The following is a 21,279-nucleotide window of genomic DNA, read 5'->3' on the forward strand; positions in this document are numbered from 1 at the left end:
TAGGCCCTGGACGGGTCTCGTGTCCGGGCACCCCGCTCTCGGCATCGCTCGCGGCTTCGCTCGAGCGGGAGGGCCCCATGACAGGCATGACAGACATGACAGATATGACGCGCGTACCGCGCGTGCCGCGCATGACGGGCTGTTCTGCCGCGCCCGGTGTCTCGAAGGGAGCTGACCGGGGTTGTCGGTGGTGGCCGATACTCTCGAGCGCATGGCTGTGAACACGTCCGCGGACGCCCCGTTGCCCGTCGGCGAGGTCTCGCGGCTCATCGGAAGCTGGATCGACCGCCTCGGCGCTGTATGGGTCGAGGGACAGATCACCCAGTTGTCGCGACGCCCGGGTGCCGGCGTGGTGTTCCTGACGCTGCGGGACCCCTCGCACGACATCTCGGTGGGCGTGACCTGTTACCGGCAGGTCTTCGACGCGGTCGCGGACGTCGTCGGCGAGGGCGCGCGGGTCGTCGTCCACGCGAAGCCGGAGTGGTACGCGCCGCGCGGCCAGCTGTCGCTGCGGGCCGTCGAGATAAGGCCGGTGGGGGTCGGTGAGCTGCTGGCGCGGCTGGAGCAGCTGAAGAAGGCCCTGGCCGCGGAGGGGCTCTTCGCCCCCGCGCGGAAGAAGCCGCTGCCCTTCCTGCCGCAGCTCGTCGGGCTGGTGTGCGGGCGGGCGTCCGCCGCCGAGCGGGACGTCCTGGAGAACGCCCGGCACCGCTGGCCGGCCGTCCGCTTCGAGGTGCGCAACGTCGCCGTCCAGGGGGTGCACGCGGTGACGCAGGTCGTCCAGGCGGTGAAGGAACTGGACGGCCTGGACGAGGTGGACGTGATCATCGTCGCGCGGGGCGGTGGAAGCGTGGAGGACCTGTTGCCCTTCTCCGACGAGCAGCTGGTCCGGGCGGTCGCGGCCTGCCGTACGCCGGTCGTGTCGGCGATCGGGCACGAGCCGGACAACCCGCTGCTCGATCATGTGGCCGACCTGCGCGCCTCGACCCCGACCGACGCCGCGAAGAAGGTCGTACCGGACGTCGGCGAGGAACTGGAGCGGGTGCGGATGCTGCGCGGGCGGGCCCGGCGATGCGCCGAGGCGTTCCTGGAGCGCGAGGAGCGCGGGCTCGCCCACGCCCTCGCGCGGCCCGCGATACAGGATCCGCACCGGATGATCGACGAGCGGGCCGACCACGTCTCCTCGCTCGTCGACCGGTCACGTCGCACGCTCGGGCATCTCCTGGACCGCGCCGACTCGGAACTGACGCACACGCACGCGCGCGTGGTGGCGCTCTCGCCGGCCGCGACGCTGAAGCGGGGGTACGCGGTGCTGCAGAAGGCCGACGGACATGTGATCCGGGATCCGGCCGAGGTGACGGCCGACGAGACGCTGCGCGCACGGGTCGCCGAGGGCGAGTTCACCGTGCGGGCCGGCGCCGACCACCAGGACGGCGCCGACGCGTAGCCACGGCGACGCGTAGGACCACGGCGACAACAGGCATGGACGGGACGAGACCACCGGGAATGGGTGCATGACGAGCAAGACGGACGAGGCGCTCGGGTACGAGCAGGCCCGCGACGAGCTGATCGAGGTCGTACGACGGCTGGAGGCGGGGGGTACGACGCTGGAGGAGTCCCTCGCCCTCTGGGAACGCGGTGAGGAGCTGGCCAGGGTGTGCCGGCGCTGGCTGGAGGGTGCGCGGGCCCGGCTGGACGCGGCGCTGGCCGAGGAGGGGGAAGCGGAAGGGGAGGAATGACCGGGCCGGGCCGGCCGCGAAGCGGATCAGCGCTACGGATCGCCCCGGCTCGGGTTCCGTACGGCGGGATCGGCGCCCCCGGCTCTCCCCGTTCCTGTGAAGTGGATCACGCACTCCCAGTACTTGTTGAACTTTGAACCTTCCCTCGCGTACGGTCAGTGCCGTCAGCCGATCCGGACCACGGTCCGGTACTCGGATCCGGACGCCACTCCCGAGGAAGTCCCCCCATGTCTTTCGCTCTTGACGCCGCCGCCCAGGACCTGCTGTTCCGCGAGGCCCACACCGCGAACACCTTCACCGACGAGCCGGTGACCGACGAGCAGATCCAGGCGATCTACGACCTGGTCAAGTACGGACCGACGGCGTTCAACCAGACCCCGCTGCGCATCACCCTGGTCCGCTCGGCCGAGGCCCGCGAGCGCCTGGTGCGGCACATGGCCGAGGGCAACCAGGCCAAGACCGCCACCGCCCCGCTGGTCGCGATCCTCTCCGCGGACAACGAGTTCCACGAGGAGCTGCCGTCCCTGTTCCCGGCCTTCCCGCAGGCCAAGGAGCTGTTCTTCGGCGAGCGTCCGGCCCGTGAGGGCTCCGCCTCGCTGAACGCCGCCCTGCAGGCCGCGTACTTCATCATCGGCGTCCGCGCCGCCGGTCTGGCCGCCGGCCCGATGACCGGCGCGGATCTCGAGGGCATCCGCAAGGAGTTCCTGGACGGCGACCACACCCCGCTGATGGTCGTCAACATCGGCAAGCCGGGCGAGGGCGCCTCCTACCCGCGTTCCCCGCGCCGGGCGTACGACGAGGTCGTCACCACCGTCTGACAGCACCGTTTCGCAGCGGTGAAGCGTGAAGAGGCCCCCGGCACACGGCCGGGGGCCTCTTCACGCTTCAGGGGCTGCGGCGGCCCTCAGGGCGCCGCGCCGGCTCGGGCGGGCCTCAGGGGCACCGACTCGGGCGGGCCAGGGGGCGCTCACGCCAGTTTCAGCGCCTCGGCCATCATCGACAGCTGCGAGAAGCCGCCCGTGCCCGCCACCACGGTGGTGGAGCCCGCCGCGCCCTGGAGAACGAGTGCGTCGTAGCGGCCACCGGTGTAGTGGGTCCAGGTACGGCCGGCGATCTGCTCGGTGACCTTGGTCGCGGTCGAGCCCTGGCTCGCTTCCTCGATGAACTCCGGGCGCTGCTGAGTGGACTGCTCGATGGTCACGTACTCACCGTCGGGAGCGTGGAAACCGAGGTGCCAGGCGTCGAAGTCGTCGCCCTGGAAACGCACCGAGGTCGCCTTCCAGGTGTCGGGCAGGCCCTCGGGCGCGGCCACCGGGTACGAGGCGGCGCGGCGCGCCGTGAGGAGCTCCACGCGGTAGTCGACCTGCTGGACGTCGCGGGGGCGATCGTCGTGCGGGACGAAGAGGTATATGACCCACGCCGCGATCATGATCACTCCGAGCGAGAGGATCATGTCGCGGGCCGTCTTCTGCTTGCCGTTCGAACCTGCCACGCCCCCTATCGTCGCAGGTGCCCGATGCGCTCATCCGTGGGGTCCCCTGCTCATTTTGTCGGACTGACGATAGAGTCGGGTTCGAACCCTCATCCGGCCGTCGTCGTATCAGAAAGGTGCGCTCCGATGACCGAGCATCATCACTTGCCGTCCGAACTCGATGTCCCCTCCGAGGCCCCCGACCGCAACCTCGCCCTCGAACTCGTCCGGGTGACCGAAGCCGCCGCCATGGCCGCGGGCCGCTGGGTGGGACGCGGCGACAAGAACGGCGCCGACGGTGCCGCGGTGCGCGCCATGCGGACCCTCGTCTCCACCGTGTCGATGAACGGCGTGGTCGTCATCGGCGAGGGCGAGAAGGACGAGGCCCCGATGCTCTTCAACGGCGAGCGCGTCGGTGACGGGACCGGGCCCGAGGTCGACATCGCGGTCGACCCGATCGACGGCACCACGCTGACGGCCAAGGGCATGCCGAACGCGATCGCCGTCCTCGCCGCCACCGAGCGGGGCGCGATGTTCGACCCGTCCGCCGTGTTCTACATGGACAAGCTCGTCACCGGCCCCGAGGCCGCGGACTTCGTCGACATCGACGCACCCGTGGCCGTGAACATCCGGCGGGTCGCCAAGGCCAAGCGGGCCACGCCCGAGGACGTCACCGTCGTCATCCTGGACCGCCCGCGGCACGAGGGCATCATCGAGGAGATCCGGGAGACCGGTGCGCGCATCAAGCTGATCTCCGACGGTGACGTGGCCGGCTCGATCCTGGCCCTGCGCGAGGGCACCGGCGTCGACCTGCTGCTCGGCATCGGCGGCACGCCGGAGGGCATCATCTCGGCCTGCGCCGTGAAGTGTCTGGGCGGTGTCATCCAGGGCAAGCTGTGGCCCAAGGACGACGAGGAGCGGCAGCGGGCGCTCGACGCGGGGCACGACCTCGACCGCGTGCTGACCACCGAGGACCTGGTGACCGGCGAGAACGTGTTCTTCGTCGCCACCGGTATCACTGATGGTGAGCTGCTGCGGGGAGTCCGGTACCGGTCGGAGACCGCGACCACCGACTCGATCGTGATGCGGTCGAAGTCCGGGACAGTCCGGCGGATCGACTCCGAGCACCGCCTGAGCAAGCTGCGGGCCTACAGCGCCGTCGACTTCGACCGGGCCAAGTAGGTCCGTCACGCACGGCGTGAGAGGGGCACCCCCGGTGCGGTGGGGGTGCCCCTTTCGCGTGCCCCCGAGGGGCCCGCGGGTGCCCCGAGGGTCTCCGTACGTCCTAGCCTGCCGCCGCTATGCGGCCCGACGTCTGCGCCGCCTTCTTCAGTTCCACGTCGCGGCGACGGCGCCGGGCGAGAGCCACCCGGCGTTCGGCGGCGGTGAGGCCGCCCCAGACGCCGTAGGGCTCGGGTTGCAGGAGCGCGTGCTCGCGGCACTCCACCATGACGGGACAACGCGCACAGACCCGCTTCGCGGCCTCCTCGCGGGAGAGCCGGGCGGCCGTGGGCTCCTTGGAGGGAGCGAAGAACAGGCCCGCCTCGTCCCGCCGGCACACCGCCTCGGTATGCCAGGGGGCGTCTTGGTCCCTGTCGCGCGCTGGTACCCGCTGGGCCGGGACAGCGGCGACCTGCAGGGACGAATGCGGCGGTTGCAGCACGGGTCTACTCCTGACGACGGCTTCGCGAGCGAGAGACGATGCAGCAGGCCTACCCGCTGTGCGCGCGCCTATGCACTGAGTTCCCGACCGCCGCGCCCCCCGGGCGGCCGCCCGCACCGCCCCGGCGGTCCTGCGCTGAGGTTCACGGCCGTCAACGGTCCAGGTGTTTGCGCAAACTCCTGTCGACCTTGTCCTGAACCCGATCGAGAATGTCCGCGACGAGCTTGCCCCGCTTCGGCCGGCCCTCGATGTTGCCCAGCACCGCCCAGCCGTCGACATAGACCACCGGGGCGTCGGACTGGGGCGAATCGAGCGCGTCCACCTCGAAGTTGCCGAGCACCGCGCCGCCGGTGCCGCGCAGCGAGACGTTCTCCGGGACGCGGACCTCGACGTTGCCGAAGACCGAGAACGCCTTGATCACGACCTGCTGGTACTCGAAGAGCGCCTCGGTGAGGTCGATCTCGACGGTGCCGAAGACCGCGTACGCGTGGATACGGCGCCCCGCGCGCCAGCGGCCCCTGCGGACGGCGCTGCTGAAGACCGCGACCACGTTGTCGTCGGGATCGGCGGGGATCGCGCCGACGGTGGGCCGACTGGGGGCGGAGGACGGGGTCGCCCGGCGCTCGTGCGCGGCGGGCAGGTCCCGGACGAACGCCTCCAACTCGCCGACCGTCTTGGCGGCCAGTACGCCCTCGACGCGCTCGGCGTGCTCGTCGGCGGTCAGCCGGCCCTCCGCGAGGGCCTCGCGGAGCATGTCGGCGATACGGTCACGGTCGGCGTCCGAGGCGCGCAACTCGGCGGCCGGCGCGGGTGCGGCGCTCTGCTTCTGAAGGTCCACGAGAGGAGCGTACCGAAACACGATAGATCGCGATAGCCCCACCCGGGAAGGCGTGTCGCCCTCACCCCCGGACGCGTGCCGTCCTCGCCCCCGAACGCCCGTCATCCGCGCGGCCCTCGAACTGAGCCTTACCTCACAGGCTCGCCGTCAGCGGCAGGTTCTACGCTGGTGGGCGCCCGCCGATGGAGGCGGCCGCTGTCTGTCGAGTGAGGAATGGGCGAGATGCCTGAGTTCGCGTACACCGATCTGCTCCCCATGGGAGAGGACACCACCCCCTACCGGCTGGTGACCGCCGAGGGTGTCTCCACCTTCGAAGCCGACGGGCGGACGTTCCTCAAGGTGGAGCCCGAGGCGCTGCGCAAGCTCGCCGAGGAGGCCATCCACGACATCCAGCACTATCTGCGTCCGGCCCACCTCGCGCAGCTCCGCCGCATCATCGACGATCCGGAGGCTTCCGGCAACGACAAGTTCGTCGCGCTGGACCTGCTGAAGAACGCGAACATCGCGGCCGCCGGCGTGCTCCCCATGTGCCAGGACACCGGCACCGCGATCGTCATGGGCAAGCGCGGACAGAACGTGCTCACCGAGGGCGGCGACGAGGCGGCCCTGAGCCGCGGCATCTACGACGCGTACCTCAACCTCAACCTGCGCTACTCGCAGATGGCCCCGCTGACCATGTGGGACGAAAAGAACACCGGCTCGAACCTGCCGGCCCAGATCGAGCTGTACGCGGCCGACGGCGGCGCGTACAAGTTCCTGTTCATGGCCAAGGGCGGCGGTTCGGCCAACAAGAGCTTCCTCTACCAGGAGACGAAGGCCGTCCTGAACGAGGCCTCCATGATGAAGTTCCTGGAGGAGAAGATCCGTTCGCTCGGTACGGCCGCCTGCCCGCCGTACCACCTGGCGATCGTCGTCGGCGGCACGTCGGCCGAGTACGCGCTGAAGACCGCGAAGTACGCCTCCGCGCACTACCTGGACGAGATCCCGGCCGAGGGATCCGAGCTGGGCCACGGCTTCCGGGACAAGGAGCTCGAGGAGAAGGTCTTCGAGCTGACCCAGAAGATCGGCATCGGCGCTCAGTTCGGCGGCAAGTACTTCTGCCACGACGTGCGCGTGGTGCGTCTCCCGCGACACGGCGCGTCCTGCCCCGTCGCCATCGCCGTCTCCTGCTCCGCCGACCGTCAGGCCGTCGCGAAGATCACCGCCGAGGGCGTCTTCCTGGAACAGCTCGAGACCGACCCGGCGCGCTTCCTGCCGGAGACCACGGACGAGCACCTCGACGAGGCGTCCGACGTGGTCCGGATCGACCTGAACCAGCCGATGGACGAGATCCTCGCCGAGCTGACGAAGTACCCGGTCAAGACCCGGCTCTCGCTGACCGGTCCGCTGGTCGTGGCCCGCGACATCGCCCACGCCAAGATCAAGGAACGCCTCGACGCGGGCGAGGAGATGCCGCAGTACCTGAAGGACCACCCGGTGTACTACGCGGGTCCGGCCAAGACGCCCGAGGGTTACGCGTCCGGCTCCTTCGGCCCGACGACGGCCGGCCGGATGGACTCCTACGTCGAGCAGTTCCAGGCGGCCGGCGGTTCCAGGGTCATGCTCGCCAAGGGCAACCGCAGCAAGCAGGTCACGGACGCGTGCGGCACGCACGGCGGCTTCTACCTCGGCTCGATCGGCGGTCCGGCCGCCCGGCTCGCCCAGGACTGCATCAAGAAGGTCGAGGTCGTCGAGTACGAGGAGCTCGGCATGGAGGCCGTCTGGAAGATCGAGGTCGAGGACTTCCCGGCGTTCGTCGTCGTCGACGACAAGGGCAACGACTTCTTCCAAAACCCGGCGCCCGCGCCGACGTTCACCAGCATCCCGGTGCGGGGGCCCGGTCTGGTGTGATCGACGTGATCCTGTGACGGACGTCCGCCCCTGCTCGGCGCAGGGGCGGACGTCGTGTCATGTCGGGTCAGATCTGGCCGGTTGGTCGGTCGGTCGGTCGGTCGGTCGCCACAGATGGTGGGGGCGATGCCACGAATTCCTGGAAGTCCGTCTCCACGGCTCCTCCCTTCGTGTCACTCCTCCTCGACATGGACGGCCCGGGTCTGCCGCACCGCCCCGACGAGATCCGGGTCACATGCCGGACGCCATCCGGACGGCCCAGTCCCCGGAACATCCCGGCCGCCCCGATCGCTGTACGGGACATGAGCGAATACCGGATCGAGCACGACTCCATGGGCGAGGTACGCGTCCCGGCGGATGCCAAGTGGCGGGCCCAGACGCAGCGGGCGGTCGAGAACTTCCCCGTCTCGGGGCAGCGCATCGAGCGTGCGCACATCGAGGCGCTGGCGCGGATCAAGGGGGCCGCCGCGAAGGTGAACGCGCGGCTCGGGGTGGTCGACAAGGACATCGCCGACGCCATCCGGGAAGCGGCCGCCGAGGTCGCCGAGGGCCGGTGGGACGAGCACTTCCCCGTCGACGTGTTCCAGACCGGGTCCGGGACGTCGTCCAACATGAACACCAACGAGGTCGTCGCCACCCTCGCCTCCGAGCGCCTGGGCCGGGCCGTGCATCCCAACGACCATGTCAACGCCTCGCAGTCCTCGAACGACGTCTTCCCCTCGTCCCTGCACATCGCGGCCACCGCCGCCGTCACCCGTGATCTGATCCCGGCCCTGGAGCATCTGGCGGCATCCCTGGAGCGCAAGTCCGCGGAGTTCGCCGACGTGGTGAAGGCGGGGCGGACGCATCTGATGGACGCCACGCCCGTGACCCTGGGCCAGGAGTTCGGCGGGTACGCCGCCCAGGTGAGGTACGGCGTGGAGCGGCTGAACTCCTCGCTCCCCCGGCTCGCCGAGCTGCCCCTGGGCGGTACGGCGGTCGGCACCGGCATCAACACGCCCCCCGGCTTCTCCGCCGCCGTCATCGAGGAGATCGCCCGCGCCACCGGGCTGCCGCTGACCGAGGCGCGCGACCACTTCGAGGCGCAGGGCGCGCGGGACGGGGTCGTCGAGACCAGCGGACAGCTGCGGACCATCGCGGTGGGTCTCACGAAGATCGCCAACGATCTGCGGTGGATGGCCTCGGGGCCACGTACCGGCCTCGCCGAGATCAGCCTTCCCGACCTCCAGCCCGGCTCCTCGATCATGCCCGGCAAGGTCAACCCGGTGATCCCGGAGGCCGTGCTGATGGTCGCCGCGCAGGTCGTCGGGAACGACGCGACCGTCGCCACGGCGGGCGCGGCGGGCAACTTCGAGCTCAACGTCATGCTGCCGGTGATCGCCAAGAACGTGCTGGAGTCGATCCGGCTGCTCGCCAACGTGTCGCGGCTGCTCGCCGACCGGACCGTCGACGGGATCGTCGCGCACCGCGAGCGCGCCCGTGAGTACGCCGAGTCCTCGCTGTCCGTGGTCACGCCGCTGAACAAGTACATCGGGTACGAGGAGGCCGCGAAGGTCGCCAAGAGGGCGCTGGCGGAGCGGAGCACGATCCGCCAGGTGGTGCTGGAGGGCGGGTACGTGGAGCGGGGCGATCTGACGGTCGAACAGCTCGACGAGGCCCTGGATGTCCTGCGGATGACGCACCCGTAAACCCTCGTGCCCATTCGCGCCCCCGGCGTGAGAACCGTGACGCGCGCCGCAGCGTCGTATGCCTATGGCACCTAATATCTGTGCATGGCAGACGGTGGAGTGGTGAGACGTGTGGGAACGGGTGGTGCGGCACCCTTCTGGGAGCCCGGGAGCCGGATCCTGTGGCGCTACCGGGAGAACGGCGGGGCGCGTTTTCACATCGCCCGGCCGGTCACCGTCGTGCGCGACGACGAGGAGCTGCTCGCCGTGTGGCTGGCCCCGGGTACGAGTTGCGTCAAGCCGGTGCTCTCGGACGGCACTCCGCTGCACCAGGAGCCGCTGGCCACCCGGTACACCAAGCCGCGTACCGTTCAGCGCGGACGCTGGCTCGGCACGGGTGTGCTGAAGGTGGTCCGGCCCGGCGAGCCGTGGTCGGTGTGGCTGTTCTGGGATCAGGGCTGGCAGTTCAAGAACTGGTACGTCAACCTGGAGGAGCCGCTGGTCCGTTGGGACGGCGGGGTGGACTCCGAGGACCACTTCCTGGACATCTGTGTCTACCCGGACCGTAGTTGGGACCTGCGTGACGAGGACGAGTTCGCGCAGGCCCAGCAGGACGGGCTGATGGACGCGGCGGCGGCCGAACAGGTGCGGGAGGCGGGTCACAGGGCGGTGGAGGTGATCCGTGCTTGGGGGCCTCCGTTCAACGAGGGCTGGCAGCACTGGCGCCCGGATCCGTCCTGGGCCGTACCGTTGCTGCCGGAGGACTGGGACCGTACGCCCGCGCACATGTCCACATGAGACCCTTGATGCGCCCCCGGGCAACAAACGTAGGATCGTCCTCCGCAAGGCACGCTGGCAGTAACTCCCGGAGCAGACGCCGGGTCTGACCGAACGTCACCGAGGGGCGGCAGGACGTGAGCGAGGGGTACGAGGGCAGGACCGGCGGGACGTTCGTCGGCCCCCAGGGCCGCGCGCGGTCCACCGGTGACACAGGAACAACCTCTGACCACGCGGGAATTCCGTTCCGGGGGCACGTATTCCGGGTATCGGGTTTCCTGCGGGACCAACTGCGCGCGCGGCGCGCAGCCCCGGACGGACGGATTCGACACGCGTGACGGAGCAGCCCACCTCCTACGAACGCCCCCAGGGCGTCGACCCCACGGACCCCCGTGGGGCACTGCTGCATAATCAGGCGCCGGCGCCGGGCCCGTCCGCCTTACCGCCCGATGCCTCGGGTACGACGACGCCGCGCGGCAACGGCGGAAAGGGCGGCATGGGCGGCCAGGGAGCCACGGGAATGGATGCGGCCGGTTCGGAGGCCGGTTCCGGCACCGAGCACTCCCAGCCGTCGGCGTCCGACGAGGCGTTGGGGACACCCCCCGCGCGGGCGAAGCCGAACGTCGGGGACCACCGGCCGCGTCCCGCGCCCGAGTCCATCCCGGCCCAGCCGGGCGCCGACGTCCGCCCGGAGCGTGGTCCCGACGGGCAGGACCGGCGTGCCGGAGGGGCGCTGCCGCCCGGCCGGCCGACGCCGATGCGGCGGGACGGCGACCGGCTGCGCTTCGTGGGCGCCGCGACCCGGCGGATCGCCCGTGGCCTGGACCTCGACGAGATCGTGATGGGGCTGTGCCGGGCCACCGTGCCGACCTTCTCCGACGCGATCCTCGTCTATCTGCGCGACCCCCTGCCCGTGGGCGACGAGCGGCCCGCGGCGGACCGCATCATGCTGCGGCTGCGGCGCACCGACCGCATCCCGGAGGAGCGGGACACCGAGACCGGCTTCGCGGCCCTGGCCCTGCCGCCCCCGGAGCCGGCGGAGCTCACCGCCGAGTTGTCGGCCTCGGTCGGGGACATGTGCGAGGTGCGGCCGGGCGGAGCGCTCGCGGAGGTACTGCGCGGGGTGCGCCCGGTGTTCGCGGACCATCCGGCCGCACGCGCCGCGCTGCCCGAACTGCTGGGCGAGGACAGCACCTTGGCCATCCCGAGCGGCCAGCGGGCCGTCCTGGCCCCGTTGCGCGGCCGCCGCCGGGTGATCGGCGCGGCGGTGTTCCTGCGCCGTCCGGAACGGATCCCGTTCGAGAACGACGACCTGCTGGTGGCCGCCCAGCTCGCCACGCACAGCGCCCTGGGCATCGACAAGGCGGTGCTGTACGACCGCGAGGCCTACATCGCCGACGAGTTGCAGCGCACCATGCTGCCGGAGACCCTGCCGCGCCCCACGGGCGTGCGGCTCGCGTCCCGGTACCTGCCCGCGGCCGAGACCGCGCGGGTCGGCGGAGACTGGTACGACGCCATCCCGCTGCCGGGCAGCCGGGTGGCGCTCGTGGTGGGCGACGTCATGGGGCACTCCATGACGTCGGCGGCCATCATGGGGCAGCTTCGGACGACGGCCCAGACCCTGGCCGGCCTCGACCTGCCCCCACAGGAGGTCCTGCACCATCTCGACGAGCAGGCCCAGCGGTTGGGCACCGACCGGATGGCGACCTGCCTCTACGCGGTCTACGACCCGGTGGCGCATCGCATCACCATTGCCAACGCGGGGCATCCGCCGCCCATCCTGCTGCATCTGGGCGGCCGGGCCGAGGTGCTGCGGGTGCCGCCGGGCGCGCCGATCGGCGTCGGCGGGGTCGACTTCGAGGCGGTGGAGCTCGACGCCCCGGCCGGGGCGACGCTGCTGCTGTACACCGACGGGCTGGTCGAGTCCCGGCTGCGGGACGTGGCGACCGGGATAGAGCAACTGCGGGAGAAGCTCGCCGCGACGGCCCAGCTGACCGGCCCGGATCATCCGCCGCCGCTCGAAGCCCTGTGCGACGAGGTGCTCGACATGCTCGGCCCGGGCGACCGCGACGACGACATCGCGCTGCTCGCCGCCCGGTTCGACGGGATCGCGCCCAGCGATGTGGCCTACTGGCTGCTGGAACCGGAGGACGCGGCTCCCGGCCGGGCCCGTCGGCTGGCCCGGCAGGCGTTGTCCCGCTGGGGGCTGGAGGACATGACCGACTCCGTCGAGCTGCTGGTCAGTGAGGTCGTCACGAACGCGGTGCGGTACGCCACACGGCCGGTGTCCCTGCGGTTGCTGCGGACCGACGTGCTGCGCTGTGAGGTCGGCGACGACGTGCCGCAGCTGCCTCGGCTGCGGCAGGCCCGGGCCACCGACGAGGGCGGCCGTGGGCTGTACCTCGTGAACCGGCTGGCCCGGCGCTGGGGGGCCACCCGGCTCAGCACCGGCAAGGTGGTCTGGTTCGAGTTGAACCGGAGCTGAGCGAGGCGAAGAAGCGCGAAGGGAGGGTGCCCGGAGATCTCCGGGCACCCTCCCTTCTGTTCCGCCGCCGGTCCTCGCTACTGGCCGAAGAGCGGATCCCCCGGCTCGTCCGACCCGGTCGAAGGGTCGTCCGTGCTCGGTTCCGTCGACGTGTCACCCGTCGGCGAGCTGGACGGGGACGAACTCGTCGACGGGGACGAGGACGGGGACGAACTCGTCGACGGGGACGAGGACGGGGACGAACTCGTCGACGGCGAGGCGGACGGGGACGAACTCGTCGACGGCGAGGCGGACGCGGACGGCGACGCGGTCTGGACCGCCGCGCCCTGGTCGGTGTCCAGGTCGAACTTGGTGACCTTGGTCGAGACGCCGAAGGTGTACGCCGCCCAGATCTGCGCAGGGAAGCCGCCACCGTTGACGCGGCCCGCGTCCGAGGTCAGGCCGTTCGTCGCACCGGTGAGCGGAACCTGGGGGTGCGGGGCCTTCGCGGACTCGCCGAACAGGCCCACCGAGGTGACCAGGTCCGGGGTGTAGCCGGTGAACCAGGCCGACTTGTTGTTGTCGGAGGTACCCGTCTTGCCCGCGACCTTCTGGCCCTTGCGCAGCGGGTTGTCCCGCACCGACTTCTTCGCCGTGCCGTCGTCGACCACGCCGGTGAGCACCGAGGTGACCGAGTCGGCGGCCTCGCGGCTGACGACCTGCTCCCCGATGGGGTCGGTGTGCTTGAACGACGGGTGGGCGCTGTTCTCGGCCGACTTGATCAGCGCCGGGGTGACCTGCTTGCCGTGGTTGTCGAGGGTGGCGTAGACGCCGGCCATCTGCAGGGGGCTGGCGCCCATGGTGCCCAGGGTCTGGGCGGGCACGGCCTTGAGATCCGCGGTGTCCATGCCGAGGTTGCTCGCGACCTTCAGCACCTCGGGCATGCCGACGTCGACGCCCATCTGCGCGAAGACGGAGTTGATGGACTTGTTCAGCGCCGTCTGGACGGTGACGTCGCCGTAGTCCTGGTCGTCCTCGTTCTCCGGGGCGAAACCGATGTCGCTGCCGACGACCGGGCGTTTGCTGGTGCCGTCGTAGATCGTGTCGGCGGTGATCTGGTCGCCGTCCTGCGTCTTGGCGTCCTCGTCGAAGGCCGCGGCGAGGATGACCGGCTTGAAGGTGGAGGCGGGCTGGTAGTCGGTGCGGGTCGCGTTGTTGAGGTAGTGGTCGGTGTAGCTCGTGCCGCCGTACATCGCCTCGACGGCGCCCGTCTTCGGGTTCACCGACACCGCGCCGGCCTGGACGTCGCCGTCGACCGGGCGCTTCTTCTTGTTCAGCTTGCTGGTCAGCTGATCCTTGACCGCGGTCTCCAGCGCCTTCTGCTTCTTCTTGTCGATGTTGAGCTCGATGTTCCAGCCGCCCTTGCTGACCAGAGCGGCGGCCGCCTCGTAGTCGTCGGCGACCTTGGTGGCGACGAGCTGCCTGGCCAGCTCTGCGTTGGCCGCGTCGACCAGGTAGCCGATCTGGCCCTCCTTGCCGGGTGCGGCCTTGGGCTCCTTGGGCTCCGGGAACTTCATGGCCTGGCGGTCGGCCTTGTCCAGCCAGTCCTGCTCGACCATGTTGTCGAGGACGTAGTTCCAGCGGGCCGTGACCAGGCGCTTGCCGGTGTCCGAGGCGACGGCCCAGTCGTACTGGCTGGGCGCCTGGAGCAGCGCGGCCAGGTAGGCGCCCTGTTCGACGCTGAGCTTGTCGGCGTCGACGCGGTAGTAGGCCTGGGCGGCCGCCTGGATGCCGTAGGCGCCGCGGCCGTAGTAGCTGGTGTTGATGTAACCGGCCAGGATGTACTCCTTGGACTCCTCCCGGTCCAGCTTCAGGGAGATGACCAGTTCCTTCAGCTTGCGCGTGACGGTCTGTTCCTGGGTCAGGTAGTAGTTCTTGACGTACTGCTGGGTGATCGTCGAACCACCCTGCGCACCCTTGCCCATGAGGGTGTTGAGGACACCGCGGGCGGTGCCCCTGAGGTCGACGCCGGCGTCGGTGTAGAAGGTCTTGTTCTCGGCGGCGACGAAGGTGTGCTGGACCGGCTTGGGGATCTTCGAGAGGTCGACGTTCTCGCGGTTGATCTCACCGTCACGGGCGAGGATCGCGCCGTTGCCGTACTTGTAGACGTTGCTCTGGAGGTCGGCGTCGGGATTGCCCTTGGGGATCGGCGTGCTGATGTACAGCCAGAGGAAGGCGCCGACGACGACCACGACCAGGCCGAGGAAGGTGCCGAGGATCTTCTTCCAGGTGAAGAGCCGGCGTATGAAGCTCTTGTCCTTCTTGCCGGCCTTGCCCGCGGCGCCCTTGCCGCCCTTCTTCGCGCCCCTGCGCGCGGCCGCGCGGCCGCCGACCGCGGGACCGGTCTCGGCGGGTGCCGCGGACTCCGACCTCGTGGACTCCGACCTGGGTGGCGCCGACCTCGTGGGGGCCGACTCCGTCTCCGTCGAACGGCCCCTGGGCGCGGCGCGGCGCCCACCGCGCTGTCGAGCTCGTCTCTCGTCCGCTCGTCCCATGAGTCCGCTCGCTCCGCTTCCTACTCGGCAGTCACACCAGTGCCCGGGGGCAGGGGCAGGTCAGCTCAGAAAGCTAACACCGCTGTCTATGACGCAGGGGCCTCGGCCCGGCCTCCGCGGGGGGTGAGAATCAGCACCCCGAGCGAGGGAACCGACCGAACCTTCCCACCGAATCCGACGTACGAGAGTGGCACAGGGTTGCCATGAGACGCTAAAGTGATATCACTTAGCTAGAAGGCTGTTAGCAGAACAGCCGGTCTTGAGAAACGGGGATCCGCCATGTCCGCACCCGACCCCTCGGCCACCGCCGAAGTCGCCACCGACACCGTCGACACACCCGACATGCCCGCCCCGCGCGTGAAGGAGTTCCCCGCGCACAGCGTGGCCGGCGGACTCGCGCTGCTGCTCGGCCTGGCCGGACTGCTGGCCGGCGCCGGGATGATCGCCTTCGGAGCCCAGGTGGACGCGACCGGCCCCAAGGCCGCGCTGATCACCCTCGGCATCGTGGTCGCCCTCGCCGCGTTCCTCGCGATGTGCGGACTGAACACCGTGTCGCCGGGCGAGGCCCGCGTGGTGCAGCTCTTCGGCCGCTACCGGGGGACCATCCGCGAGGACGGACTGCGCTGGGTGAACCCCTTCACCTCCCGCGAGAAGATCTCCACCCGGGTCCGCAACCACGAGACGGCCGTACTGAAGGTCAACGACGCCTACGGCAACCCGATCGAGCTCGCCGCGGTCGTGGTGTGGAACGTGCGGGACACCGCGCAGGCCAGCTTCGAGGTGGACGACTTCCTGGAGTTCGTCGCCACCCAGACCGAGGCGGCCGTCCGGCACATCGCCATCGAGTACCCCTACGACTCGCACGACGAGGACGGCCTCTCACTGCGCGGCAACGCCGAGGAGATCACCGAGAAGCTCGCCATAGAGCTGCACGCGCGCGTGGAGGCGGCCGGCGTCCGGATCATCGAGTCCCGCTTCACCCACCTCGCGTACGCTCCCGAGATCGCCTCGGCGATGCTCCAGCGCCAGCAGGCGGGCGCCGTGGTCGCGGCGCGCCGGGAGATCGTGGACGGGGCCGTGGGGATGGTGGAGGCGGCGCTCCAGCGCATCGCCGAGCAGGGCATCGTGGAACTGGACGAGGAGCGGAAGGCGGCGATGGTGTCCAACCTGATGGTGGTGCTGTGCGGGGACCGGGCGCCCCAGCCGGTGCTGAACACCGGAACCCTCTACCAGTGAGTGATCCCGCCGGGGGTGCGACCCCCCAGCGTCGGCCGCAGCAGCGCAAGCAGGTGCTGCTGCGGCTGGATCCGCTGGTGCACGACGCGTTGGCCCGCTGGGCCTCGGACGAACTGCGTTCGGCGAACGCGCAGATCGAGTTCCTGCTCCGCAAGGCGCTGAAGGAGGCGGGGCGGCTGCCGGGAGACGCGGGGCCACTGCCCCGTCGCGGGCGCCCGCCAGGCGGCTCCGCCCCCGGTCCCCCGTCGGCCTGAACGGCCGCGTCCTCGAACTCCCCGAAGGGGCATTCCCGGGACGGGCCGAAACACCGGCCCCGCCCGTAGCAGAACGGTGACAATCGGCCCTCACCTGGGCACTCGTACCCCCTGCGGCCACCCATGCACGCCGCGTATACACACCGGGTATACACCGCATGTACAGTCCTTCCCATGTCCATCGGTCACACCCTCCTGGGACTCCTGGAGTCCGGGCCCCGCCACGGTTACGACCTCAAGCGGGCCTTCGACGAGAAGTTCGGTCACGACCGGCCGCTGCACTACGGCCAGGTCTACTCGACGATGTCGCGCCTGCTGAAGAACGGGCTCGTCGAGGTCGACGGCATCGAGGCCGGCGGCGGTCCCGAGCGCAAGCGGTACGCGATCACCGACGCCGGGATCACCGACGTCGAGCAGTGGCTCGCGACGCCCGAGAAGCCCGAGCCGTACCTCCAGTCGACGCTGTACACCAAGGTCGTCCTCGCGCTGCTGACCCACCGGGACGCGGCCGACATCCTCGACACCCAGCGGTCCGAGCACCTGCGCAGCATGCGCATCCTCACCGACCGCAAGCGGAACGGCGACTTCGCCGACCAGCTGATCTGTGACCACGCCCTGTTCCACCTCGAGGCCGACCTGCGCTGGCTTGAGCTCGCCGCCGCGCGCCTCGGCAAACTGAAGGACGCGGTGATCGCGTGAACGCCCCCGGGGGATCCCTGCTCGCCGCCGAGAACCTGCACAAGGCCTACGGGCCGACGCTGGCGCTGGCCGGCGCCGAGTTCTCCATCCATCCCGGCGAGGTCGTCGCCGTCATGGGCCCGTCCGGGTCCGGCAAGTCGACGCTGCTGCACTGCCTCGCCGGGATAGTGACGCCCGACTCGGGTTCGATCATGTACGACGGTCGTGAGCTCGCGACGATGAGCGACGCCCAGCGCAGCCAGCTGCGGCGCTCCGAGTTCGGGTTCGTGTTCCAGTTCGGGCAGCTCGTGCCGGAACTGACCTGCGTGGAGAACGTGGCGCTGCCGCTGCGGCTGAACGGCGCCCCGCGCAAGCAGGCCGAGCGCACCGCCCTGGGCTGGATGGAGCGCCTGGAGGTCGACGACCTGGCCAAGAAGCGGCCCGGTGAGGTGTCCGGCGGTCAGGGGCAGCGGGTGGCCGTGGCGCGCTCGCTCGTCACCAGCCCGCGCGTGGTGTTCGCCGACGAGCCGACCGGCGCGCTGGACTCGCTCAACGGCGAACGCGTGATGGAGCTGCTCACCGAGGCGGCCCGGTCGGCCAACACGGCCGTCGTCCTCGTCACGCACGAGGCACGGGTGGCCGCCTACTCCGACCGCGAGATCGTCGTACGGGACGGGAAGTCGCGGGACATGGAGCGCGTCGTATGAGCCTGCGTCAGTGGGCCCGGGACCTGGGCCTCGGAGTCCGTTTCGCCTTCAGCGGCGGACGGGAGGGGTGGATCCGGGCCGTCCTGACGGCCGTGGGCGTCGGGCTCGGAGTGGCCGTGCTGCTGCTGACGACGGCGGTGCCGGCCGCGCTCGAGGTACGCCACGACCGCGAACAGGCCCGGCTGGACTGGCCGTTCGGCGAGAAGCAGCCCACCAAGGCCGACGACACCCTGCTGATCACGGATGTCGACACCACGTTCCGTGACAAGGACGTACGCGGCCGCTTGGTGGAGCCGGAAGGAACGCGCGCCCCACTGCCGCCCGGCCTGAGCCGGTTCCCGGCCGAGGGCGACATGATGGTCTCGCCCGCGTTGAAGAAGCTGCTCGCCGCCGACGGTTCGGCGCTGCTGCGAGAACGGCTGCCGTACCGCGTCGTCGGGACCATCGGTGAGAGCGGGCTGGTCGGGTCCCGGGAACTCGCCTTCTACTCGGGCGCCTCCGGACTCGCTCCGCACGTCAACGGCGGAGGGGTGACCCGGCTGAAGGAGTTCGGGAACCCCGACCCGGAACCGTCGGACGAGCAGACCGACCCGGTGCTGCTCCTGCTGATCCTCGTGGTCATCGTGGTGCTGCTGATGCCCGTCGCCGTGTTCATCGCCGCGGCCGTGCGGTTCGGCGGCGAGCGGCGCGACCGCAGGCTCGCGGCCCTCAGGCTGATCGGTTCCGACGGCCGGATGACCCGGCGCATCGCGGCGGGCGAGGCCATGGCCGGCGCGCTGCTGGGCCTGGTCCTCGGCACGGTGTTCTTCCTCATCGGCCGCCAGGTGGCGGGTTCCGTCGAGGTGATGGGCATAAGCGTGTGGCCGAGCTACCTCGACCCCTCCCCCGCGCTGGCCGCGCTGGTCGCCCTGGCGGTGCCGACGGCCGCCGTGCTGGTCACTCTCTTCGCGCTGCGCGGTGTGGTGATCGAACCGCTCGGTGTGGTGCGCACGGCCAAACCCGCACGCCGACGGCTGTGGTGGCGGCTGCTGCTGCCCCTGGGCGGCGTCGCGATGCTCTACCCGATGATCGGGCAGGGCCACGCCAACGGCGACTTCAACCAGTACCTGGTGAGCGGTGGCGTCGTCCTGATCCTCGTCGGCATCACCGCGCTGCTCCCGTGGCTCGTGGAGACGGTCGTCGCCCGACTCGGCTCCGGTGGCGTGGCCTGGCAACTGGCCGTACGACGACTTCAGTTGAGCAGCGGCACCGCCGCCCGGATGGTCAACGGCATCGCGGTGGCGGTGGCCGGGGCGATCGCGCTCCAGATGCTGTTCGCCGGCGTGGACGGTGAGTACACCAAGGCCACCGGCAAGGACGTCACCCGGGCGCAGATGCAGGTCGACGTACCGGACGGCGCCCCGCTGGCCCCGACCGCCCAGAAGTTCGCCGACACCAAGGCCGTCCGCAAGGTCACCGCCCTGTGGGAGGGCTACCTGGGCGACACCTCATGGAAGACCGAGGACGGTCCGAACCAGCTCGCCCAGCTGACCGTCGGCGACTGCTCGGCCCTGCGCGAGGTGGCGAAGCTGCCCACGTGCAAGGACGGCGACGTATTCGTCCTCGACGGCGACGAGTACTCCGACGACGGGCCGAAGCTGAACCAGCCCGGCAAGAAGCTGTACCTCGAGCGGTCCACCCCCGAGGGCAGCAAGGAGACCTTCTGGACCGTCCCCCCGGGCGTCACGCAGGCCCAGTCGATGAAGGGCCTGACCGACTACGAGCGCGGCGGCTTCCTGATGACGCCGAGCGCGCTGCCCGAGGCGGCCGCGGAGCTGGTCACCGGTGAGATCTACCTGTCGATCGACGAGTCCGTGCCCGACGCGTACGAGTACGCCCGTAACACGGCCTTCCAGGTGGATCCGCTGGCCCGCCCGATGAACTGGTCGGCCACCCAGCAGGACGTCAAGTTCACCTCCATCCGCACCGGGCTGCTCGTCGGCGCCGCCGCCGTGCTGGCGCTGATCGGGGCGAGCCTGCTGGTCTCCCAGCTGGAGCAGCTGCGCGAGCGCCGCAAGCTGCTGTCGTCCCTGGTCGCCTTCGGCACCCGGCGCCGCACGCTGGGCCTGTCGGTGCTGTGGCAGACGGCGATCCCGATCGTGCTGGGACTGCTGCTGGCCTCGCTGGTGGGGATCAGCCTGGGCGCGGTGCTGCTTCGGATGACGGACACGCCGGTGGGCGTGGACTGGGCGAGCGTGCTGGCGATGACCGGCGTCGGCGCTGCGGTCGTCCTGGTGGTGACGCTGCTGAGCCTGCCGCCGCTGGTCCGACTGCTGCGGCCGGACGGGCTGCGCACCGAGTGACCGCGTCACGGAGCTCGGCGTGAGCACGAGAACGCGCCCGGGCTGAGCCCGGGACGAGCCAACGGTCCCTCCCCGCTCGGGGAGGGACCGTTCCGCGTTCACAGCTGGTACTCCCGCACCACCCTCCGCACCTGCGCGAACAGCATTCCGACGTTGACGGACTTACGGCAGACGACCACCGCGACGACGTCCTGCTGCTCGGTCATCCGCACGAACAGGTGAGTGAGGTTCTCGCTGTTGACGAGGATCTCCTGGAAGAAGTGGTTCTCGCTCTGGACCCCGCGCCGCTCCTTGAAGACGTCCTCGATCATCACGACCGTACGGCCCTGGAACAGGTCGAGCGTCGCGCCCGCCAGCAGGTCCAGGACCTCGGGCGGATGGTTGTCGACGGTCTCGTAGGAGAGCAGCATGCCGGTGGCCATGTCGACGACGCCGGAGGCGACGCAGTCGGGGGCATCCGTACGCAGTGATTTGACCAGGCCCATCACCTGATCGGAGAAACCGGGGGTCATACGCTTCGTCGCCATCCCTTCAGACTCCTTCGGCGGTCTTCACAGTCGTCTCGGTCCAGCCGGCACTGCCGGCCCTCTCGGCCCTCTCGGTCCTGTCGGTCCTGCCGGTGAGGATCAGATCGATGCGGCGCAGGGCGGGCTGGGTCGCCCGGTGCAGGCGCTCCACGTCCATGCCCTCGTCGCCGAGGACGACCATCAGCGCGGTGTCGCCGACCGCGTAGAACGCGGCGCAGCCGTGGCTGCCGTAGGCCACCGTGCGGTGCAGGGCGCCGCGGGCGGTCGCCTCGGCGGTGCGGCGGGCGAGCCCCAGGCCGGCGGCGGCCAGGGCGGCGAGGCCCTCCGGGTCGATGGAGTCGGCGGTGTCGGCGGCGATGAGCAGTCCGTCCGACGCCGCCAGCGCCGTGTCGGTGATGCCGGTCACCTGCTCCCGCAGGCCGCGCATCTCCCGCGCGAGGGCTGAGTGATCCATATATGCAACTCCCCTATTTC

The 21,279-nt window shown here is 70.6% G+C and carries 19 protein-coding genes; 13 read left to right on the top strand and 6 right to left on the bottom strand.

Annotated features, from left to right (window positions below; genetic code table 11):
* The first annotated feature begins 211 nt into the window (after positions 1-211).
* From xseA to ACIPFH_RS09785, 3 genes are all read left to right on the top strand, one after another.
* A complete protein-coding gene (xseA, locus tag ACIPFH_RS09775) occupies positions 212-1,444 on the top strand; it encodes an exodeoxyribonuclease VII large subunit (RefSeq protein ID WP_359128374.1) in 1,233 nt (410 codons plus the stop codon).
* Positions 1,445-1,511: 67 nt separating this feature from the next.
* Entirely contained in the window at positions 1,512-1,736 is a 225-nt protein-coding gene (locus ACIPFH_RS09780) for an exodeoxyribonuclease VII small subunit (RefSeq protein ID WP_401824687.1), read from the top strand.
* Between the two features lie 227 nt (positions 1,737-1,963).
* On the top strand, positions 1,964-2,554 hold the full coding sequence (locus tag ACIPFH_RS09785) for a malonic semialdehyde reductase (RefSeq protein WP_401824689.1): 591 nt from the start codon (positions 1,964-1,966) through the stop codon (positions 2,552-2,554).
* A 149-nt stretch (positions 2,555-2,703) separates the two neighbouring features.
* Here ACIPFH_RS09785 and ACIPFH_RS09790 read toward each other — a convergent pair whose 3' ends face one another.
* Positions 2,704-3,228, bottom strand: coding sequence for a DUF4245 domain-containing protein (locus ACIPFH_RS09790; protein WP_401824691.1), 525 nt, complete (start codon positions 3,226-3,228; stop codon positions 2,704-2,706).
* Between the two features lie 126 nt (positions 3,229-3,354).
* On the opposite strand from ACIPFH_RS09790, the gene glpX reads away from it, so the two are divergent.
* Positions 3,355-4,389 (top strand): class II fructose-bisphosphatase, encoded by a 1,035-nt coding sequence (gene glpX / locus ACIPFH_RS09795; RefSeq protein ID WP_356256160.1) that lies wholly within the window; start codon positions 3,355-3,357, stop codon positions 4,387-4,389.
* A gap of 103 nt (positions 4,390-4,492) precedes the next feature.
* Here the strand turns inward: glpX and ACIPFH_RS09800 are convergent, their stop codons facing one another.
* On the bottom strand, positions 4,493-4,870 hold the full coding sequence (locus ACIPFH_RS09800; protein ID WP_356256163.1) for a WhiB family transcriptional regulator: 378 nt from the start codon (positions 4,868-4,870) through the stop codon (positions 4,493-4,495).
* A gap of 151 nt (positions 4,871-5,021) precedes the next feature.
* Positions 5,022-5,708 carry a DUF1707 domain-containing protein gene (locus ACIPFH_RS09805; protein ID WP_401824693.1) on the bottom strand — a complete coding sequence of 229 codons (687 nt, stop codon included), beginning with the start codon at positions 5,706-5,708 and terminating at the stop codon, positions 5,022-5,024.
* A gap of 222 nt (positions 5,709-5,930) precedes the next feature.
* Here ACIPFH_RS09805 and ACIPFH_RS09810 point away from each other — a divergent pair, with 222 nt between their 5' ends.
* The 4 genes from ACIPFH_RS09810 to ACIPFH_RS09825 all read left to right on the top strand — a co-directional run bounded on the left by ACIPFH_RS09810 (position 5,931) and on the right by ACIPFH_RS09825 (position 12,527).
* Positions 5,931-7,598, top strand: coding sequence for a fumarate hydratase (locus ACIPFH_RS09810; RefSeq protein WP_401824695.1), 1,668 nt, complete (start codon positions 5,931-5,933; stop codon positions 7,596-7,598).
* A gap of 302 nt (positions 7,599-7,900) precedes the next feature.
* A complete protein-coding gene (locus ACIPFH_RS09815) occupies positions 7,901-9,286 on the top strand; it encodes a class II fumarate hydratase (RefSeq protein ID WP_401824697.1) in 1,386 nt (461 codons plus the stop codon).
* An 84-nt stretch (positions 9,287-9,370) separates the two neighbouring features.
* Positions 9,371-10,063 (top strand): DUF402 domain-containing protein, encoded by a 693-nt coding sequence (locus ACIPFH_RS09820; protein ID WP_401824699.1) that lies wholly within the window; start codon positions 9,371-9,373, stop codon positions 10,061-10,063.
* A gap of 313 nt (positions 10,064-10,376) precedes the next feature.
* On the top strand, positions 10,377-12,527 hold the full coding sequence (locus tag ACIPFH_RS09825) for a SpoIIE family protein phosphatase (protein WP_401824700.1): 2,151 nt from the start codon (positions 10,377-10,379) through the stop codon (positions 12,525-12,527).
* A gap of 77 nt (positions 12,528-12,604) precedes the next feature.
* On the opposite strand, the gene ACIPFH_RS09830 is transcribed toward ACIPFH_RS09825, so the two are convergent.
* A complete protein-coding gene (locus tag ACIPFH_RS09830) occupies positions 12,605-15,061 on the bottom strand; it encodes a transglycosylase domain-containing protein (RefSeq protein WP_401824702.1) in 2,457 nt (818 codons plus the stop codon).
* 279 nt (positions 15,062-15,340) lie between these two features.
* Here ACIPFH_RS09830 and ACIPFH_RS09835 point away from each other — a divergent pair, with 279 nt between their 5' ends.
* The 5 genes from ACIPFH_RS09835 (at position 15,341) to ACIPFH_RS09855 (ending at position 20,278) form a co-directional block, all read left to right on the top strand.
* Entirely contained in the window at positions 15,341-16,297 is a 957-nt protein-coding gene (locus ACIPFH_RS09835) for an SPFH domain-containing protein (protein ID WP_401824704.1), read from the top strand.
* Positions 16,294-16,551 (top strand): hypothetical protein, encoded by a 258-nt coding sequence (locus tag ACIPFH_RS09840; protein WP_356256185.1) that lies wholly within the window; start codon positions 16,294-16,296, stop codon positions 16,549-16,551. The genes ACIPFH_RS09835 and ACIPFH_RS09840 overlap by 4 nt, the downstream gene beginning before the upstream one ends.
* 174 nt (positions 16,552-16,725) lie before the next feature.
* Positions 16,726-17,250 (top strand): PadR family transcriptional regulator, encoded by a 525-nt coding sequence (locus ACIPFH_RS09845; RefSeq protein WP_401824706.1) that lies wholly within the window; start codon positions 16,726-16,728, stop codon positions 17,248-17,250.
* Positions 17,247-17,936: an ABC transporter ATP-binding protein gene (locus ACIPFH_RS09850; protein WP_356256190.1), complete on the top strand. Its 690-nt coding sequence runs from the start codon at positions 17,247-17,249 to the stop codon at positions 17,934-17,936. Before ACIPFH_RS09845 ends, ACIPFH_RS09850 begins: the two co-directional genes overlap by 4 nt.
* Positions 17,933-20,278: an ABC transporter permease gene (locus ACIPFH_RS09855; protein ID WP_401824708.1), complete on the top strand. Its 2,346-nt coding sequence runs from the start codon at positions 17,933-17,935 to the stop codon at positions 20,276-20,278. Before ACIPFH_RS09850 ends, ACIPFH_RS09855 begins: the two co-directional genes overlap by 4 nt.
* A gap of 98 nt (positions 20,279-20,376) precedes the next feature.
* On the opposite strand, the gene ACIPFH_RS09860 is transcribed toward ACIPFH_RS09855, so the two are convergent.
* Both ACIPFH_RS09860 and ACIPFH_RS09865 read right to left on the bottom strand, forming a co-directional pair.
* Positions 20,377-20,805, bottom strand: a complete 429-nt coding sequence (locus tag ACIPFH_RS09860) for a hypothetical protein (RefSeq protein ID WP_142265984.1) — start codon at positions 20,803-20,805, stop codon at positions 20,377-20,379.
* Positions 20,806-20,809: 4 nt separating this feature from the next.
* Positions 20,810-21,259, bottom strand: a complete 450-nt coding sequence (locus tag ACIPFH_RS09865; RefSeq protein WP_401824710.1) for a roadblock/LC7 domain-containing protein — start codon at positions 21,257-21,259, stop codon at positions 20,810-20,812.
* Between the last annotated feature and the right edge of the window lie 20 nt (positions 21,260-21,279).

This window comes from Streptomyces sp. NPDC088157 (assembly GCF_044741545.1).
Taxonomy (GTDB): Bacteria; Actinomycetota; Actinomycetes; order Streptomycetales; family Streptomycetaceae; genus Streptomyces.

What these genes read in the sequence shown, in the direction of transcription:
- ACIPFH_RS09815 (WP_401824697.1), top strand. Translation starts at nt 7,901, where the DNA reads ATGAGCGAATACCGGATCGAGCACGACTCCATGGGCGAGGTACGCGTC.
- ACIPFH_RS09810 (WP_401824695.1), top strand. Translation starts at nt 5,931, where the DNA reads ATGCCTGAGTTCGCGTACACCGATCTGCTCCCCATGGGAGAGGACACC.
- ACIPFH_RS09780 (WP_401824687.1), top strand. Translation starts at nt 1,512, where the DNA reads ATGACGAGCAAGACGGACGAGGCGCTCGGGTACGAGCAGGCCCGCGAC.
- ACIPFH_RS09855 (WP_401824708.1), top strand. Translation starts at nt 17,933, where the DNA reads ATGAGCCTGCGTCAGTGGGCCCGGGACCTGGGCCTCGGAGTCCGTTTC.
- ACIPFH_RS09785 (WP_401824689.1), top strand. Translation starts at nt 1,964, where the DNA reads ATGTCTTTCGCTCTTGACGCCGCCGCCCAGGACCTGCTGTTCCGCGAG.
- ACIPFH_RS09860 (WP_142265984.1), bottom strand. Translation starts at nt 20,805, where the DNA reads ATGGCGACGAAGCGTATGACCCCCGGTTTCTCCGATCAGGTGATGGGC.
- xseA (WP_359128374.1), top strand. Translation starts at nt 212, where the DNA reads ATGGCTGTGAACACGTCCGCGGACGCCCCGTTGCCCGTCGGCGAGGTC.
- ACIPFH_RS09865 (WP_401824710.1), bottom strand. Translation starts at nt 21,259, where the DNA reads ATGGATCACTCAGCCCTCGCGCGGGAGATGCGCGGCCTGCGGGAGCAG.
- glpX (WP_356256160.1), top strand. Translation starts at nt 3,355, where the DNA reads ATGACCGAGCATCATCACTTGCCGTCCGAACTCGATGTCCCCTCCGAG.
- ACIPFH_RS09835 (WP_401824704.1), top strand. Translation starts at nt 15,341, where the DNA reads ATGTCCGCACCCGACCCCTCGGCCACCGCCGAAGTCGCCACCGACACC.
- ACIPFH_RS09830 (WP_401824702.1), bottom strand. Translation starts at nt 15,061, where the DNA reads ATGGGACGAGCGGACGAGAGACGAGCTCGACAGCGCGGTGGGCGCCGC.
- ACIPFH_RS09820 (WP_401824699.1), top strand. Translation starts at nt 9,371, where the DNA reads ATGGCAGACGGTGGAGTGGTGAGACGTGTGGGAACGGGTGGTGCGGCA.
- ACIPFH_RS09845 (WP_401824706.1), top strand. Translation starts at nt 16,726, where the DNA reads ATGTCCATCGGTCACACCCTCCTGGGACTCCTGGAGTCCGGGCCCCGC.